This is a genomic window from Mesorhizobium sp. M0816 (assembly GCF_040320005.1).
GTDB lineage: Bacteria > Pseudomonadota > Alphaproteobacteria > Rhizobiales > Rhizobiaceae > Mesorhizobium.
This window is the reverse complement of the sequence record NZ_JAMYOT010000010.1, coordinates 100,782-116,441: the sequence shown is the minus strand read 5'-3', so window position 1 is coordinate 116,441 and position 15,660 is coordinate 100,782. Positions and strand designations below refer to the sequence as shown.

General features: G+C 62.8%; 17 protein-coding genes. 13 read left to right on the top strand and 4 right to left on the bottom strand.

The features are described from left to right. Positions 1-20 precede the first annotated feature (20 nt). Positions 21-362, top strand: coding sequence for a winged helix-turn-helix domain-containing protein (locus NKI17_RS17750; protein ID WP_023676697.1), 342 nt, complete (start codon positions 21-23; stop codon positions 360-362). Between the two features lie 33 nt (positions 363-395). On the opposite strand, the gene cobF is transcribed toward NKI17_RS17750, so the two are convergent. Continuing rightward, positions 396-1,169: a precorrin-6A synthase (deacetylating) gene (gene cobF / locus NKI17_RS17745; RefSeq protein ID WP_352644873.1), complete on the bottom strand. Its 774-nt coding sequence runs from the start codon at positions 1,167-1,169 to the stop codon at positions 396-398. Positions 1,170-1,310: 141 nt separating this feature from the next. Here cobF and NKI17_RS17740 point away from each other — a divergent pair, with 141 nt between their 5' ends. The 5 genes from NKI17_RS17740 to NKI17_RS17720 all read left to right on the top strand — a co-directional run bounded on the left by NKI17_RS17740 (position 1,311) and on the right by NKI17_RS17720 (position 6,720). Beyond that, positions 1,311-2,321 (top strand): DUF4424 domain-containing protein, encoded by a 1,011-nt coding sequence (locus NKI17_RS17740; RefSeq protein WP_352644871.1) that lies wholly within the window; start codon positions 1,311-1,313, stop codon positions 2,319-2,321. Beyond that, positions 2,321-2,839, top strand: coding sequence for a dihydrofolate reductase (locus NKI17_RS17735; RefSeq protein WP_023676694.1), 519 nt, complete (start codon positions 2,321-2,323; stop codon positions 2,837-2,839). Before NKI17_RS17740 ends, NKI17_RS17735 begins: the two co-directional genes overlap by 1 nt. A 162-nt stretch (positions 2,840-3,001) precedes the next feature. After that, positions 3,002-4,096, top strand: a complete 1,095-nt coding sequence (hflK, locus tag NKI17_RS17730; protein WP_023676693.1) for an FtsH protease activity modulator HflK — start codon at positions 3,002-3,004, stop codon at positions 4,094-4,096. After that, entirely contained in the window at positions 4,096-5,058 is a 963-nt protein-coding gene (gene hflC, locus NKI17_RS17725) for a protease modulator HflC (RefSeq protein WP_352644869.1), read from the top strand. Before hflK ends, hflC begins: the two co-directional genes overlap by 1 nt. Before the next feature lie 144 nt (positions 5,059-5,202). After that, positions 5,203-6,720, top strand: coding sequence for a DegQ family serine endoprotease (locus tag NKI17_RS17720; protein WP_023676691.1), 1,518 nt, complete (start codon positions 5,203-5,205; stop codon positions 6,718-6,720). A 47-nt stretch (positions 6,721-6,767) separates the two neighbouring features. On the opposite strand, the gene NKI17_RS17715 is transcribed toward NKI17_RS17720, so the two are convergent. Further along, positions 6,768-7,340 carry a GNAT family N-acetyltransferase gene (locus tag NKI17_RS17715; protein WP_023676690.1) on the bottom strand — a complete coding sequence of 191 codons (573 nt, stop codon included), beginning with the start codon at positions 7,338-7,340 and terminating at the stop codon, positions 6,768-6,770. Beyond that, a complete protein-coding gene (gene serB, locus NKI17_RS17710; RefSeq protein ID WP_023676799.1) occupies positions 7,337-8,224 on the bottom strand; it encodes a phosphoserine phosphatase SerB in 888 nt (295 codons plus the stop codon). Before serB ends, NKI17_RS17715 begins: the two co-directional genes overlap by 4 nt. Here serB and miaA point away from each other — a divergent pair. The 3 genes from miaA (at position 8,214) to NKI17_RS17695 (ending at position 10,600) form a co-directional block, all read left to right on the top strand. Then, positions 8,214-9,182 carry a tRNA (adenosine(37)-N6)-dimethylallyltransferase MiaA gene (gene miaA, locus NKI17_RS17705; protein ID WP_352636690.1) on the top strand — a complete coding sequence of 323 codons (969 nt, stop codon included), beginning with the start codon at positions 8,214-8,216 and terminating at the stop codon, positions 9,180-9,182. The two genes, serB and miaA, sit on opposite strands and share 11 nt — an antisense overlap. 104 nt (positions 9,183-9,286) lie before the next feature. Then, entirely contained in the window at positions 9,287-10,081 is a 795-nt protein-coding gene (locus tag NKI17_RS17700; RefSeq protein ID WP_023676688.1) for a GGDEF domain-containing protein, read from the top strand. A 132-nt stretch (positions 10,082-10,213) separates the two neighbouring features. Then, positions 10,214-10,600: an ester cyclase gene (locus NKI17_RS17695; protein WP_023676687.1), complete on the top strand. Its 387-nt coding sequence runs from the start codon at positions 10,214-10,216 to the stop codon at positions 10,598-10,600. 36 nt (positions 10,601-10,636) lie between these two features. On the opposite strand, the gene NKI17_RS17690 is transcribed toward NKI17_RS17695, so the two are convergent. Further along, a complete protein-coding gene (locus NKI17_RS17690) occupies positions 10,637-12,463 on the bottom strand; it encodes an ATP-binding protein (protein WP_352786721.1) in 1,827 nt (608 codons plus the stop codon). A gap of 150 nt (positions 12,464-12,613) precedes the next feature. Between NKI17_RS17690 and NKI17_RS17685 the strand changes: the two genes are divergently transcribed. The 4 genes from NKI17_RS17685 to NKI17_RS17670 all read left to right on the top strand — a co-directional run bounded on the left by NKI17_RS17685 (position 12,614) and on the right by NKI17_RS17670 (position 15,422). Next, a complete protein-coding gene (locus tag NKI17_RS17685; protein WP_352644866.1) occupies positions 12,614-13,180 on the top strand; it encodes a helix-turn-helix domain-containing protein in 567 nt (188 codons plus the stop codon). Position 13,181: 1 nt separating this feature from the next. Continuing rightward, on the top strand, positions 13,182-13,493 hold the full coding sequence (locus NKI17_RS17680; RefSeq protein ID WP_352575156.1) for a hypothetical protein: 312 nt from the start codon (positions 13,182-13,184) through the stop codon (positions 13,491-13,493). A gap of 21 nt (positions 13,494-13,514) precedes the next feature. Beyond that, positions 13,515-14,042, top strand: coding sequence for a GNAT family N-acetyltransferase (locus tag NKI17_RS17675; protein WP_352644864.1), 528 nt, complete (start codon positions 13,515-13,517; stop codon positions 14,040-14,042). A 219-nt stretch (positions 14,043-14,261) separates the two neighbouring features. Beyond that, positions 14,262-15,422 (top strand): PcfJ domain-containing protein, encoded by a 1,161-nt coding sequence (locus NKI17_RS17670; protein ID WP_352691995.1) that lies wholly within the window; start codon positions 14,262-14,264, stop codon positions 15,420-15,422. Positions 15,423-15,660: the final 238 nt, after the last annotated feature.

Below are 15,660 nucleotides of genomic sequence, written 5' to 3'. Positions count from 1 at the left end.
GCGTCACCGCGGAGGAGCAAATGCCGTCGCTGAGTTTGCGGATAAATCTCGATCCAGATGGCCGCATCGGACCGGGCAAGATCGAGCTTCTGGAACAGATCGCCGCCTTCGGCTCGATTTCGGCCGCGGCACGCGGCATGGAGATGTCCTACAAGCACGCCTGGGATCTGGTCGAAGACATGAACCGCGTGTTCGGCAAGCCGCTGGTTGCGGCACAGACGGGCGGCAAAAAAGGCGGTGGCGCCCAGTTGACGTCGGTCGGGCTTGCTGTGGTCAGCCGCTTCCGCGCGATCGAGCGGGCTGCGTCTTCAGCAGCGGCGGCGCATATGGAGGCGCTGCAGGCCGAGATCGACGCAGCGTGACGCCGGCGGAATTCATGCCGCGTGTGATCCCTGTTACTTCTTAGGCTCGCCCGGCTTGCGCAGCAGATAGGTGTCCATAATCCAGCCTTTTTTCCGGCGGGCCTGCTCACGGGTGCTCACGATCTTGTCGCCGACGTCGCCAATCCGGCCCGAGATGACGATCTCGTCGGGCGTCCCGAGATAGGCGCCCCAGTGGACGGTGACGTCGTTGTCGTCCAGCGTGTTGAAGGCGCATTTGCCGTCCAGCATGACGATGGTGCTGCCGGCGTTTTCGGGCAGACCTTCCTCGGCGAGCCGGCGGCCGGTGGTGATCAAAATGGCGTCGCCGATCCGGTTCAATGCCATTTTGTGGCTGGCTGCGAGTGCCTGGATGGCGGTGATGCCAGGGATGACCTCCAGCTCGAACGCTACATTGCCTCTGAGGCGCACGCGGTCGAGGATGCGCAGCGCACTGTCGTAGAGCGACGGATCGCCCCAGATCAGGAAGGCGCCGCAGCCATCTTCAGGGAGTTCGGCGCGGATCAGGCCTTCGTAGATCGCGGCGATCGCCTCGTGCCAGTCGTCGACGGTCGAGCGGTAGGAAGGCGCCGGCTCGGCGCGCACCGGCACCTCGAATTCGACACGGCGCGAATTCGGATTAATGACGAAGCGGTCGCAGATCTGGCGGCGCAATTCGGCGAGATCGTTCTTCTTGGCGCCCTTGTCGGGAATGAACAGCACGTCGGCCCGATTGAGACCGTTAATGGCCTGGACCGTCATGTGCTCCGGATTGCCGGCGCCGATGCCGATGACGAGAAGCTTGCGCATGGGCGAACTCCTGCCCGATCGGGACCGGCGTGTCTAGACCGACACGACATGCCGGCAGGCGCCGGCGCATTTGCCGAAAGGCTTTGAAACGCCACATTGAACAGCTAGAGTCATGTTGGCATTCTCGCCGGGGGAGTTTCCATGTTCCGTTACGTCCTGACCGCAGCCTTGGCGCTCTCGGCTACGCCTGCGCTCGCCAATGATTCGGTCGCCGAACTCGGCACCGGTGGGCTGATCCTTTCGCGCAGCGATGCGGTGGCGATGGAAAGCGAGGATCTCTACATCTCGCCGGAAAAAGTGATGGTCGATTACGTCTTCCGCAACAACACCGACAAGGATGTCGATGCGATCGTCGCCTTTCCGATGCCCGACATCGAAGGCGACCCCGAAGAAATACCGGCGATTCCGGAGGCGCAGAGCGACAATTTCCTCGGCTTCGAAGTGACGATCGACGGGGTGCCGGCAAAGCCGCAGCTCGAGCAGAAGGTGGTCGCGCTCGGCATCGACATCGGCGCTGACCTGAAGGCGCAGGGCGTGCCGTTCTATCCGTTCGGCGATGCGGCCAAGGCAGCGCTGGCAAAGCTGCCGCAAGCGGTCGCCGACGACTGGGTCAACCGCGGCATCATCATCGAGGACACTGCCGACGACGGTTCGGGCATGAAGACCGTCTATACGCCGTTCTGGCAATTGCGCTCGACCTATTGGTGGCGCTCGACGTTTCCGGCCAACAAGGCGGTCCATGTCTCGCATCGCTACAAGCCGAGCGTCGGCGGCACCTCCTCGGTCAGCTTCTTCTATGACGGCCAGTTCCAGGGTCAGTATGCCGCCTACAAGACACGCTACTGCATGGACGATGCCTTCGAGAATGCCGTGCGCAAGGCAGCCAAGGACGATCCCGACGGCTACCCCAAATATTTCGAGAACCGCATCGCCTATATCCTGACCACGGGCGGCAACTGGGCGTCGGGAAACATCGGCAGTTTCAAGCTGACCGTCGACAAGGGCGATGCGAAGAACCTGGTCTCGTTTTGCGGCGAAAACGTCAGGAAGATCGGACCGACGACGTTCGAGATGAAGGCGCATAACTTCTACCCCGAGCACGATATCGACATATTGCTGCTGGAGCCATCCGATGGCGGAAACGGCGGCTGATGGACCTCGCGATTTATGTCGCCATCGCCGAGAACGGCGTGATCGGGCGCGAGGGTGGGTTGCCGTGGCGGCTGTCCACCGATCTCAAGCGGTTCAAAGCCGATACGATGGGCAAGCCCATCATCATGGGCCGCAAGACCTATGAAGGCATCGGCCGCCCATTGCCGGGCAGGCTCAACATCGTGGTGACACGAGATAGGGCATGGCGCGCCGAGGGCGTCGAAGTCGCGCACTCGATCGAGGACGCAATCGCGCTGGCGACGGTGCGCGGGCGCTGCATGGCCGGCGCCGACGAGATCTGCGTCATCGGCGGCGGCGAGATCTACGCTCAGGCGCTGCCGTTGGCCGATCGGCTGCACGTGACCCATGTTCTGGCCGCGGTCGACGGCGATGCCCATTTCCCGCCGATCGATCCGGCGCTGTGGCGGATCGTCCGCTCGCAGGAGGTGGAGGCTGGCGAAAAGGACAGCCATGCGACACGCTATTCGGTTTACGAGCGGCGCCGCGACGTGCATTGAAGGCGACAAAGGGGTCGCGACAGGTCTAGATGGACCCAAAAGGCGGACAGTGGCGGCAGCCGATCGCGTTGAAAGCGTGCCGCTGCATCCCTATAGAATAATAATATTGGATTTTGCGCCGGTGAGCCGGCGCTTGAGGGAATTCCAAGCGAAAGGACATTCATGCCCTGGAACGACAAGAGCGGCGGCGGCGGCCCGTGGGGCGGCGGCAACAATCAGGGGCCTTGGGGTCAGGGACCAAAAGGACCCAGCGGCCCGCAGGGCTCGCCTCCCGATCTCGAGGATATCATCCGGCGCGGGCAGGACAGGTTGCGGCGCGCGCTGCCGGGCGGCGGTGGCGCGAGCCCTGCCGTGTTCGGGCTGATTGCCGCGGCGCTGGTGGTGCTATGGGCGTTCAAGGCGGTCTACACCGTGCAGCCCGACGAAGTTGCGGTGGAACTCAGGTTCGGCAAGCCGAAGGCGGAGCTGTCGCAGCCTGGCCTGCATTTCCATTGGTGGCCCATCGAAACGGTCGAGACCGCCAACATCGCCGAGCAGCTTGTCAGTATCGGCGGCGGCAGTTCCAGCGGCAATGGCCTGATGCTTTCCGGCGACCAGAACATCGTCAATGTGCAGTTCTCTGTGGCCTATCAGGTCTCCGACCCTAAGGCCTATCTGTTCGACGTGTCCGACCCGGACGGCATGCTGCAGCAGGTCGCCGAAAGCGCGATGCGCGAAGCGGTCGGCCGGCGCCCGGCGCAAGACATTTTCCGCGACGACCGGCAAGGCATCGCGGCGTCGGTGCGTGAGATCATCCAGACCACGCTGGACGGTTACAAGGCCGGCCTCAACGTCAACGCCATTTCGATCGAGGACGCCGCGCCACCGCGCGAGGTGGCAGACGCGTTCGACGAGGTGCAGCGCGCCGAGCAGGACGAGGACAAGTTCGTCGAGCAGGCCAATCAGTATTCCAATCAGAAACTCGGCCAGGCACGCGGTGCGGCCGCACAGATCCGCGAAGACGCGGCCGCCTACAAAAACCGGGTCGTGCAGGAGGCCGAAGGCGAGGCGCAGCGCTTCATCTCGGTTTATGACGAATATGCCAAGGCGCCGGAGGTGACGCGCAAGCGACTCTACCTGGAAACGATGGAGAGGGTGCTGAAGGATTCGAGCAAGGTCATCGTCGAGCAAGGCAACGGGCAAGGGGTCGTTCCCTACCTGCCGCTGCCGGCATTGCAGCAGAAGGCGCCGGCACCGGCCACCGGAGGAAACCAGTGATGGCCAACCGTCTTCCCGTCATTGCGGTCATCGCCGCGGTCATCCTGTTCCTGCTCTATTCGTCGGTCTTCGTCGTCAATGCGCGCCAGCAGGCGCTGGTGCTCAGGTTCGGCGAAATCGTCGACGTCAAGAACCAGCCGGGCATCTATTTCAAGGCGCCATTCTCCTTCTTCGATGCCGACACCGTCCAGCTGATCGAAAACAGGGTCCTGCGCTTCGACCTCGACAACATCCGCGTCCAGGTTTCGGGCGGCAAGTTCTATGAAGTCGATGCCTTTATCGCCTATCGTATCTCGGATCCGCGCGTGTTCCGCGCCGCGGTGTCCGGCCAGATCGAACTGGCCGAGGCCCGGCTTAGGACGCGTCTCGACGCCGCCTTGCGCCGCGTCTATGGCCTGCGAGACTTCGAGGCGGCGCTCTCGGAAGAGCGCGCGGTGATGATGCGCGAGGTGCGCGATCAGCTGAGGCCCGATGCCACCTCGCTTGGCCTGCAGATCGAGGATGTCCGCATCCGCCGCACCGATCTCACGGCCGAAGTCTCGCAGCAGACCTTCGACCGCATGAAGGCCGAACGTCTCGCCGAAGCCGAGCGGCTGAGAGCGCGCGGCAACGAGGCAGCGCAGCGGATCAGGGCTCGCGCCGACCGCGAAGTGGTCGAAATCGTCGCCGAAGCGCAAAAAGAGTCTGAAATCCTGCGGGGTGAAGGTGAAGCCCAGCGCAGTGCCACGTTTGCCGGGGCCTATCTGCGCGATCCGGCCTTCTTCGATTTCTATCGGTCGATGAATGCCTATGGCACGGCGCTGAACAGCGCCGGAACGACGATGGTGCTGTCGCCGAATTCCGAGTTCTTCCGCTTCTTCCGCGACCCGAACAGCAAGGAAACGCCTGTGGCACCGGCGGCACCAGCGCCAGCACCTGCCGCTCCCGCCGCACCGGCGGCACAGCCAGGCACCGGCCAGTAGGGCCGGTGCAGGGGCGCCGGCGTAACGGAGGATTTATCCTCTGGCGGTAGCCATAGCCGCAAACGTGCCTTATTTCTTGCCAACATGACGCGGACCGGCATTTTTGCCGAAGCGGTTTTTTTCAGAACACCCGGAGGCCTTTCGATGACATCCACCACCCTTCTGCGTGCAGCGAGGCGGACGTTCATCGCCGGGGCCGCTGCGCTTCTGGTCGGCGCCGTTGCCGTTCCGTCGTTCGTGGCGCCGACGATGGCAGCCGACGGGCCGCCCTCGGTTGCCGATCTCGCCGCCGGCCTGCTTGGCGCCGTGGTCAACATCTCGACGTCGCAGACTGTTAAAGGCACTGAGGGGCCGGGCGCAGTGCCGATGCCGCAGCTGCCGGAGGGCTCGCCCTTCCAGGACTTCTTCGACGATTTCTTCAAGAACCGTGGCGGCGACAAGGGCGGCGGCGGCCAAAAGGTGCAGTCGCTGGGCTCCGGCTTCGTGGTCGACGCCGAGCAGGGCATCGTGGTGACCAACAACCACGTCATTGCCGATGCCGACGACATCGAGGTGAATTTCTCCGATGGGGTGACGCTCAAGGCGACGCTGGTCGGCACCGACACCAAGACCGATGTCGCGGTGCTGAAGGTCGATCCGAAAGGGCACAAGCTGACGGCGGTGAAGTTCGGCGATTCCAACACGATGCGTGTCGGCGACTGGGTGATGGCGATCGGCAATCCGTTCGGTCTCGGCGGCACGGTGACGGTCGGCATCGTCTCGGCACGCAATCGCGACATCAATTCCGGCCCGTATGACGACTTCATCCAGACCGATGCCGCGATCAACCGCGGCAATTCCGGCGGACCGCTGTTCAACAGCAGCGGCGAGGTCATCGGCATCAACACGGCAATCATCTCGCCATCGGGCGGCTCGATCGGCATCGGCTTCTCGATCCCGTCGCAGCTTGCCTCGGGCGTCGTCGACCAGCTTCGCCAGTTCGGCGAGACGCGGCGCGGCTGGCTCGGCGTGCGCATCCAGCCGGTGACCGACGACATTGCCGAAAGCCTGGGCATGGCGACCGCCAAGGGCGCGCTGGTCGCCGGCGTCATCAAGGGCGGGCCGGTCGACAACGGCACAATCCAGGCCGGCGACGTCATCATCAAATTCGACGGCAAGGACATCCATGAAATGCGCGACCTGCCGCGCGTCGTGGCGGAGAGCCCGGTCGGCAAGGCGGTCGACGTGATCATCGTGCGCAAAGGGGTCGAGCAGACCGTCAAGGTGACGCTCGGCCGGCTTGAGGACGGCGAAAAGCTTGCCAGCGGCGGTGAAAACGGCAACACCGACCAGGACGATGCCGACAAGGCGCCTGCGGTTTCGACGGCTGCCGTGCTCGGCATGACGATCGGCGAGCTCAATGAGGAGACGCGCACGAAATTCGGCATCGCCACCGATGTCTCCGGCGTCGTCGTGACGGACGTCGCCAAGGATTCGGCGGCAGCCGAACGCGGCATCCAGCCGGGCGAGGTGATCACCGAGATCGCGCAGGAATCGGTCGCCACGCCCAAGGACGTCATGGACCGGATCGGCGCGCTGAAGGAGCAGGGGCGCAAGAACGCGCTTTTGATGCTGGCGTCGAAGACCGGCGAGCTGAGGTTTGTGACAATCCGGATGGATTGAGTCCGGAAGAGCCTGCAACACTCTGATCTTGAAACGAAAAAGGGCGGCTAGCGGGCCGCCCTTTTTCTTGCCTGCCAGTCTGTGCGTGGCAGCCTGTAGAAGACATGTCGCCTGAGTGCGGTGTGGCTGTCCGGAACACCGGGATGGTCGAAGTCGGAGGCCGGGTCGGCGATCATGCCCAGGCGCTCCATGACGGCAGTGGACCGGCTGTTATCCTTGACTGCGAAGGACACGATTTCGTCGAGGCCAAGTCTTTCAAAGCCATAGGTCAGCCAGGCTTCGGCTGCTTCGGTGACATAGCCGCGGCCCCAGAATTCGGGTGCCAGCCGCCAGCCGATCTCGATCGTGCCGGGCGGCAGGAATGGCAAATGATCGGTTCGGGTTATGCCGACGAAGCCGATGCATTCACCTGTGGCTGCGATCTCAGCGGCCGCGAAGCCGAAGCCGTCGCGATCGATAGCCGCGCGCAACTCCTCCATCTTGGCGTCCGACTGGGCACGGTCGCGCCGAAACGGAAAGAATTCCATGACGCGCTCGTCGGAATTGATGCGATGGAAGAGCTCGCGGTCACGATCTCCCCAGTTGCGCAGGATCAGGCGCTCGGTGCGGATCGGCGTCATTCGACAAATTCCTCCCGGCGATAACCCTGCAGATAAAGCAAGGCGGTGAGGTCGCCGTGGTCGATGCGGATCTTTGCCTCGGCTGCCACGGCCGGCTTGGCATGCAAGGCGACGCCGATGCCGGCAAGACGGATCATGTCGAGATCGTTGGCGCCGTCGCCGACGGCAATGGCATCGGCAGGCGTCAGGCCGAGGCGGGCGGAAATCTCGATAAGGGCTTCGGCCTTGGCGGCGCGGCCGAGGATCGGTTCGGCGACCAAGCCGGTGAAGCGGCGATCCTGCTCGATCAGGCGGTTGGCGCGATTTTCGTGAAAGCCGAGCAATGCTGCGATGCGGGTGGTGAAGATGTCGAAACCACCGGAGATCAGCGCCGTCCAGGCGCCATTGGCCGCCATTGTCTGGACGAGCGTGCGGCCGCCGGAGGCTAGCGTCAGGCGATTGTCGATGATGCGGTCGATGATTGCGGCATCGAGATCCTTGAGCAGCGCCACACGCTCGCGCAAGGCCGGCTCGAATGCGATCTCGCCGTTCATCGATCGCGCCGTGATGGCGGCGACGCGATCCTTGACGCCGATCTCGTCGGCAAGCTCGTCGATGCATTCCTGGTCGATCATTGTCGAATCCATGTCGGCGATCAGGATCTTCTTGCGCCTGTTCTCAGCCGGCTGGACGGCCACGTCGATCGGTTCGGAAGCAAGCGCGGCCTGCAGGCGCGCCGTTATTTCGGAAGCGTCGGCGGTCTCCGGCAAGTCGAGTTCGCAGGCGATGCCTTCGGCCAGCCAGCGAACAGCGCTTGCGCCGACCGACCGCGAGGCCATATTCGCTAGCGTCGGCGTCAATGCGCGGCCGGCGGGATGGGATAGAAGCGTGGCGATCAGCGGCATCGAAAATTCCAGCGGACAGGCGGGCGAAGGCCGCGTGAAGAACGCGATCCTGATAGCCGGGCCGACCGCCAGCGGCAAGTCGGCGCTCGCACTCGACCTCGCCGAGCGCAATGGCGGTGTCATCGTCAACACCGATTCTATGCAAGGCTATTCGGTGCTCGACGTGCTGACGGCGCGGCCTGGTCCTGCCGAACTCGCCCGCGTCCCCCACTTTCTTTATGGACACGTCGATCCGTCCACCGCCTATTCCACCGGCGCCTGGTTGCGTGATGTCACGAAGCTGATCGACGACGGCACGCTCTCGGAGCGGCCAGTGATTTTCGTCGGCGGTACCGGGCTTTATTTCCGGGCGCTCACGGAAGGTATCTCGGAGATGCCCGACATTCCGAAGTCGATCCGCGATCGCTGGCGCTACGAGCTCCAGGAACAGGGCGCAGTGAGATTGCACCGCATCCTGTTGCGCGAGGATTCTGCGGCCGGCATGATGCTTAAGCCGACGGATGGCCAGCGCATCGTGCGGGCGCTGGAGGTGCTCGACGCGTCGGGGCGTTCCATCCTGGACTGGCAGGCCGCGCGTGGCCGGCCGTTGATCGACAGGAGCAGCGCGCGCTTTTTCGTCATCGAGCCGGAGCGAGCGGCGCTGGTGGAGCGGATCGATGCTCGCTTCGACCGCATGCTGGACAAGGGGGCACTGGACGAGGTGAAACAGCTTTCAGCGCTCGGCCTCGATCCCGACCTGCCGGCGATGAAAGCAATCGGTGTTCGCGAGCTTCAGGCCGCGCTGGCCGGCGCCTTCAGTTTTCCCGAGGCCATCGAGCGCGCGAAAATCGCGACGCGGCAATATGCCAAACGGCAGGCGACCTGGTTCAGGCACCAATTGGGCCCGGAATGGCAGAGATTGCGTCCTGGTGAGGGGATCGACTCGATACTCTCACTCCCTCCTTCGAGCGCAACCTGAAAAGTCGACACCGAGGGGACATTTCGCGTTGAAGTTGTCCAGGTTAACTGTCCGTAAGTTCCCGCATGCCATAAGATCGTTACGAACTTTCCAACGGGGAGCAGATGCGTTTCCACAAGGCGGAATCAGCCTTTTTCGTCTTTATTTTTGTGATCCTGGCCGCCGGCCTGGTGACGCTTTACGCCTATGGGCTCCTGCAAACCCTGGCCGCCGACATTAGCAATACGCCTTCGGAACTCGATGAAATCGTCTATCTCAACAAGCTGCTGTTTGCGACGGGCGTGCTGCTGGCGACTGCGCTGTTCTTCGGCATTTTCTTCATCTACCCGCTGATCCGAAAGCAGGCGACGGAAGAAGGCAAGCTGCGCGCCATGACCGTTTCGCTCAGCGCGCGTTCGGAGACGCTAGAGCATGCGGCGCTCACCGACAGCCTCACCGGCATGCAGAACCGGCGTTATTTCGACGATGCGCTGAAGGAATATCTCGAAGAGTTCCGTCGCATCGAGAAACCAGTAGGGCTGATGATCCTCGACCTCGACCATTTCAAGCAGGTCAACGACAGCCACGGCCACGATGTCGGCGACGAGGTGTTGCGGGCGGTCGCCAACTGTCTCAAGGACATGACACGCTATCACGACGTGGTGGCGCGCCTGGGCGGCGAGGAGTTCGCGGTGGTCACGCCCAATATGGACGCCGAGCTGCTATCCAAATTCGCGGAGCGCATCCGCAAGGCGATCGCCAACATGTCGGTGCTGACGGGCAATGTCCGACTGAAAATCACCACCAGCGTCGGGCTTGCCGTCTGGGATCGCAAGGAAACCGCCGAGGAGTTCTATCGCCGCGCCGATCGCCAGCTCTATGAGGCGAAGAGGCAAGGGCGCAACCGCGTCTGTGCCTGAAATTCCGTCATTGAATTCGTGATGCCGGCCGTCTGGTATCGTTTTCTGTGTTTCCGGTGCACGCAGACCGACGTCACCCATTCAAGCTGAGATGCTGCCTTTGCGGGGCTTGGCGGAAATAGAGGTGTTGCCGTGACTAAATCCGATCTCTCCGGTCTTTACCGAGGCTATATTGCATGCCTGAACAAGCAGGATTGGCCAAATCTGGGGCGGTTTGTTCATGATGAAGTGACCCACAACGGTCGCAAGCTCGGATTGTCCGGCTATCTCGAAATGTTGGTGAGAGACTTCGACGAAATTCCGGACCTTTACTTCGACATTCAGCTATTGGTTGCCGATCCGCCTTATGTAGCGAGCCGGCTAAGCTTCGACTGCGCGCCAAGGGGAACGTTCCTTGGGCTCGATGTAAGCGGGAAGAGAATTTCGTTTGCCGAGAACGTATTTTATGAGTTTCAGAGAGGGAAAATTCGCCAGGTGTGGTCAGTTATAGACAAGACAGCCATCGAAACTCAGCTTTGATATCTGCGAGCGCTGCCTAAAAGTCGCTCGGCTCAATCATTCTGGGGGACGCAGGCCGAAGGTCGCCGGCTTGAGGCCGTAGCGCAAGTCGAAATCGTCGTTTCGCTGGGTGCGTGCGGCCGACGGCTTGCGATAGTCCGAATCGCCGGCCTGCCGGCCCGAATCGACGACTTCCGCGAAAGGCATTGCCTGTCGTGATTTCGGCACGTTGCGCAGCCGTTCGACGATCGCCACGAGGTCGACCTCGTCGCCGGTTTCGGACGGCAAGGCGTCCTCGCGCTTGGCCGTGCCTGGGATCAAATCCTCGGAGAGCTTTTCAAACTTCATCCGCATCGTCGTCGCCACGCCTTCCCCGAAGGCGATGGCCTCGCGCTGGCCCATGGAAGACAGGAACGCCAGCGTCGAAGCCGAGGAATCGGCAATCGCCGACCGGATGATCGCCTGGTCCTGATCGTTGGCGAGCCGCATGGCAAAGAACGTCGAGCACTGCGACAGGATGGTCGGGTCGAGCTCGCCCGGGCGCTGGGTGACGACGCCGAGATAGCAGCCATATTTGCGGCCTTCCTTGGCGATGCGCGACAGCGCGTGCCGCGTCGGCGCGAAACCGAGGCGCGGATCGGCCGGCATATAGCGATGCGCTTCCTCGCACAGGAAGAGCAGCCGCAGGCGGCCCTCGCTCCACAACGCCAGGTCGAAGGCCAGCCGCGCCAGCACCGAGCATACGGAATTGACCACCTCGGACGGCATGCCGGCCATTTCGAAGCAGGTCACAGGGCGGCCGTGATGCGGCACGCGGAAGATGTTGCCGATCGTCTCGTGGATGGTGTCCTCGATCAGGCGCGAGTTGAACATGAAACGGTAGCGCGGATCGGATGCCGCCGATTCGATACGTGTCTTCAATGACCTGAGGGTCGGGCGATCGTTCTTGCTTTCCAGCAATCCCATGCGTTCGTCGACCAGCTTGATGAGGTCGGCAATGCGATAGGGCACCGGCGCGTCGGCGGTCAGCGCATCGGTGCTGCGCCGTAGATAGTTGCCGGAGTTCGGATTGCGGTAGAGGTTCTTGGCCGCGGGAATGAGATCGCGCAAGGCGTCGACCTCTTCCGGAACCGTCTCGCGGCCGCGAAACAGCACCTCGGCAAATTCCTCGAGCTTGAACATCCAGAAGGGCAGGTCGAGCGTCGTCGAATCGACCCTGACGCAATATTCGGGCAACGACGCGGCGAACTCGTTGTGTGGATCGAGGATGAGCACGCGCAGGTCGGGCCGGGCGGCGATCGATTTGCGCAAGAGCAGCGACACGGCGGTCGATTTGCCAACCCCGGTGGTGCCGACAATGGCGAAATGGCGCGCCAGCGTATCGTCGATGGCGATATTGGCGTCGATGGCCTCGTCCTGCGACAGCGTGCCGATGGTGATCGAATGACGACCGGCGAGATCGTAGACGGCCTGCAGGTCGCGGCTGCGGATACGATGGGCAATGGCGCCGATATGCGGGTAGGTTGTGATGCCACGGTCGAAGATCGGCTTCGCGCCGGGTTCGGCACCGTCGCGCACCTCGCCGATCAATTCGATGCTGACCTCGATCGGATTCTGGCCCTCGCTGCTCCAGGCACGATCCGACTTGCCGATTTCATAGACCAGGCCGACGGTTCGTGATGTACCGAGATTGATCGAGATCATCTTGCCGACGCTCCACAGGCCGGTGACCGTGCCTTCGATATCGTCGGCATAGGCGCTGATGGTGGCGCGCGCGCCGTCGCATTGCACGACATTGCCCAGAATGCGCTTGTCGTTCTGCTCCGCCCTGCGGCGCTCCAGCAAAGTTGGTTCCCCAATGGAGGCTTCGCGTTCAACGAGCATGGACACGCCGATCCCTTTTTCCAAGCGATGAGCCTAGGCGAACGGGGTTAAGGTGGGATGAGGCCGGATGGTTTAGCGGACATTAAGGAGTTTGCGAAAAATGGATGAAACGGCCGTTGCTCCGTAGAAAAATTTCGATATATTGGATTAATGGATGATATAGCGAACGACATCTCCTCGACCATCGGCAGACGAATACATGCCGAAAGAGTGGCTCGAGGCTGGTCCCTGGCAGAGCTGGCGGAGCGGTCCGATGTTTCGAAAGCCATGCTGAGCACGGTAGAACGCGGTATGACCAGCCCGACGGCGGCGCTCCTTGTGCGCATTGCGGCTGCCTTCGGCATGACGCTGTCCACATTGATCGCAAGGGCGGAATTGCAGGGCGGTGGCCTGCTTCGCGAACGTGACCAGCCGCTCTGGCGCGATCCGGCTACGGGTTATGTGCGGCGGCATCTTTCGCCGGTCTCCGACATACCCCTCGAACTGATCCGGATACAGTTGCCGGCCGGCGCCAAGGTAAGTTTCCCGGCGGCGTCCTATGCCTTCATCAGGCAACAGATATGGCTGATCTCCGGGCGGCTGGAATTCACCGAGGGGGACATCGTTCACCGGCTCGAACCCGGCGACTGCCTGGCGCTCGGCGCGCCATCCGATTGCGTCTTTCACGCTCCGGGGCCGGACGCCGCCGACTATCTGGTTGCGTTGGCCAGGAGCTGAGGTGAAGGCGCGCCGTCCGAAACGCTCCGACAATGGCGGTCCGCCGCTTGACGACTATAACGGTCCGCCCTGGGGCAAGGGTGAGCCCTATGTGTTTCTTGCCTGGCGGACCGCCCATGCCCAGGCATGGAAAGTGCCGAGCCGCGAGATCATGCTGATGCGGCTGGACAAGGCCGAGCGGCTGGGCCTGACCTATGAGGAATACACGCTCGAACTGCTGGAACGCGGGCGACATCTGCAAGAGGAAGACGCCGATCGCATCGCGGAAATCCGGCGGGCCAGGAAGCGGAAGCGGATCAGTCATTTCGATTGACGGACGGCGCAGGGGAACCACATGAGTTCGATCGAAATCAGGCCACTCACCAGGACTGACGGAACGCAAAAAATGCTGGCGGATCTGCTGATCGGGACAGTCGCCGCCGGCGGCTCGGTCAGCTTCATGCATCCGCTGGCGCCGGAGATGGCCGCGGCCTTCTGGAACAGGTCGCTTCATGCGGCCGCCAGAGGCGAAAGGGCGGTGCTTGGGGCCTGGAACGGCGAGGCTCTGGTCGGCACCGTCACCTTGCTGCTCGACTGCCCTCCCAACCAGCCGCACCGGGCCGAGATCGCCAAGCTGATGACCCGCCTCGATTATCGCGGCAAGGGCATCGCAACCCGCCTGATGGAGGCGGCGGAAGCCGTTGCCGTGGAGAAAGGCCGCACGCTGTTGGTCCTCGACACGGCAAAAGAGGAGGGGGCTTCCGGCCTCTATGAAAAGCTCGGCTTCACGCTGGCCGGCGAAATACCGGATTATGCGCTGAAGCCGCATGGCGGGCTGACAGGCACCCTCATCTACTGGAAACGCGTCGGCCGGACACGCTGATGGCGACAACGATGCACCTTTGCAACACCAGTCAGACCATCGCGGGCATGGAAAGAATAGCTCTTGCGTCAAATTGGCGGCGACCTTAGAGAAGCCGCCCATTCTGATCCGTCGTCCTGAAAGGAGACCTGTCAATGACCCGGCGATCCAGATCGACACATTCCGTGCCGACGCTGGAATTGCGTGCGGCCGACAGGGTTCCAATCAGGAAGAACGGCCATGGCAAAGTCCATGATCCAGCGCAGGCAGGATGCCGAGCGCGAACGCATTGAAGCATATGCCGTAACGCTGCGGCGGGTTTTTCCCGTCCCGCGTCCCGCTCCGGATTTCGAGCGGGCGCTCGACGAGGCACGTCGGGGCTTTGCCGGCATGGCAATCCGCGACGGCGCGCTGTGGCGTCCAAAGCTGAAGACGCGCGACCCCGCGCGGCTGCGGCTGGCCGCGGCGCGTCATCTCTATGCGCGCTACCCGGTTACAGCCGCGCTCGAGGGGATCTGGCTGGACAGCTCGGCGTTGAATGCCGGCGAGATCGCGCTTCGCAAGGCTTGGTATATCGCAGTGGCGCGTGGTGACTCGCTTTACAAGGCGGGCGCCTGTGCGTGGCTGTCTCGCAAGGAGGTGCATTGCTTCTTGAACTTGCCCGGCGATTTCACGTTCGACGAGGCCTTTTGGGTGGCGATCGTCCGGTCCTACACGGATGATTCCGGGTTGGCGGCCCGACTTGCCAAGTCGAAAATCGCGCGCACGCCACGTAACGATCTGGCCTTCTGGCGCGAGGTGACACGGTTCTTCTGCGGGCAACCCGCGTCGAAGGAGGAGATCGACGATCTATGCGACTATATCGGCGCCGTGCACCAGCGCGATGCGGCGTACAGCCTGAAGGGTCGCACGCTCGCCTCGCTGCGTCGGCAGATGCTGGAATGGCATCGAGACATTGCCGCGATCGAACGCATCGAGGCAATGCGCCGCCGGGCTGCCGGGCGGGCCACGCATACTGCCGGGACGCAGTCGCAGGGTCGCGCCTGGGACGGCTCGCGCCTCGACGATTGGGACTGGCAGCCGTCGACCAAGGAGGCAAAGGCGCATGGCGAGCGTTTCTTCATCCGTCAGTTGAAGACAGCCGAGGATCTGGTCGCCGAGAGCCGGGCGATGCATCATTGCGTCTCGATATACGCGGCCAAATGCATCACCGGCAATGCCTCGATCTGGGTGCTGCGGCGCTCGGCGCTCGGCAAGATCGAGCGGTTGCTGACGATCGAACTCGACCCGCAAAACCGTGCGGTGCAGGTGCGCGGTTTCGGCAACCGTCTCGCCTCGCTCGAGGAGCGCAAGATCATCGAGCGCTGGGCCAAGGCGAGGGGTGTGGTGCTCTGCGCCTGAAACGGAAGACCCGCGCGGCGGAAAGGCGGCGCGGGTGCACAATGGGCGGATGTGCCGACGTCAGGCCAAGTGCACATTCGCCGTTGACAGCGGCGTCAAACCAATTCTATTGTCCGCCACCATGAAAAAGGCACTCATTCTCGTAGGAAAGCGCGTGGGCAAGGCGGTGTAACCGCCGGGCGGTGACCTCCCATGCGCAAGACACAGGCTCCCTCGGGGGCCTTTTTTATTGCCCGAA

Coding starts and splice junctions, on each gene's coding strand:
- NKI17_RS17735 (WP_023676694.1), top strand. CDS start 2,321: ATGGACCTCGCGATTTATGTCGCCATCGCCGAGAACGGCGTGATCGGG.
- NKI17_RS17740 (WP_352644871.1), top strand. CDS start 1,311: ATGTTCCGTTACGTCCTGACCGCAGCCTTGGCGCTCTCGGCTACGCCT.
- NKI17_RS17750 (WP_023676697.1), top strand. CDS start 21: ATGCCGTCGCTGAGTTTGCGGATAAATCTCGATCCAGATGGCCGCATC.
- NKI17_RS17670 (WP_352691995.1), top strand. CDS start 14,262: ATGGCAAAGTCCATGATCCAGCGCAGGCAGGATGCCGAGCGCGAACGC.
- hflC (WP_352644869.1), top strand. CDS start 4,096: ATGGCCAACCGTCTTCCCGTCATTGCGGTCATCGCCGCGGTCATCCTG.
- NKI17_RS17685 (WP_352644866.1), top strand. CDS start 12,614: ATGGATGATATAGCGAACGACATCTCCTCGACCATCGGCAGACGAATA.
- NKI17_RS17720 (WP_023676691.1), top strand. CDS start 5,203: ATGACATCCACCACCCTTCTGCGTGCAGCGAGGCGGACGTTCATCGCC.
- NKI17_RS17700 (WP_023676688.1), top strand. CDS start 9,287: ATGCGTTTCCACAAGGCGGAATCAGCCTTTTTCGTCTTTATTTTTGTG.
- NKI17_RS17690 (WP_352786721.1), bottom strand. CDS start 12,463: ATGCTCGTTGAACGCGAAGCCTCCATTGGGGAACCAACTTTGCTGGAG.
- NKI17_RS17715 (WP_023676690.1), bottom strand. CDS start 7,340: ATGACGCCGATCCGCACCGAGCGCCTGATCCTGCGCAACTGGGGAGAT.
- cobF (WP_352644873.1), bottom strand. CDS start 1,169: ATGCGCAAGCTTCTCGTCATCGGCATCGGCGCCGGCAATCCGGAGCAC.
- NKI17_RS17675 (WP_352644864.1), top strand. CDS start 13,515: ATGAGTTCGATCGAAATCAGGCCACTCACCAGGACTGACGGAACGCAA.
- serB (WP_023676799.1), bottom strand. CDS start 8,224: ATGCCGCTGATCGCCACGCTTCTATCCCATCCCGCCGGCCGCGCATTG.
- hflK (WP_023676693.1), top strand. CDS start 3,002: ATGCCCTGGAACGACAAGAGCGGCGGCGGCGGCCCGTGGGGCGGCGGC.